Source organism: Sulfitobacter sediminis (assembly GCF_040811725.1).
GTDB classification, from domain to species: Bacteria; Pseudomonadota; Alphaproteobacteria; order Rhodobacterales; family Rhodobacteraceae; genus Sulfitobacter; species Sulfitobacter sediminis.
The window spans coordinates 1-242 of sequence record NZ_JBFNXX010000232.1 but is presented as its reverse complement, the minus strand read 5'-3'; the positions used below and the strand labels follow the sequence as shown (position 1 = coordinate 242).

1 pseudogene is annotated in these 242 nt (G+C 59.9%); it reads left to right on the top strand.

Annotation, left to right across the window (positions count from 1 at the left end):
• Nucleotides 1-71 precede the first annotated feature (71 nt).
• Nucleotides 72-242, top strand: a pseudogene (locus tag AB2B41_RS23705) (nucleoside triphosphate pyrophosphohydrolase); the annotation flags it as partial.

The following is a 242-nucleotide window of genomic DNA, read 5'->3' as shown; positions in this document are numbered from 1 at the left end:
ACGGGCATGGGGTGGTCTCCTCGGGTCAGAAATCTCAGGGTGCATCTGACAACAGACTGGTCCGGGCTGCAATGGCGGATGATCTGATACTCGACGAAGAGTCAGTGATTGAACGGCTGCTGGAAATCATGCGCCGGCTGCGCGACCCCGAGACCGGCTGCCCCTGGGATATCGAGCAGGATTTCGACACCATCGCCCCCTACATGATCGAGGAAGCCTATGAGGTCGCCGACGCCATCCAG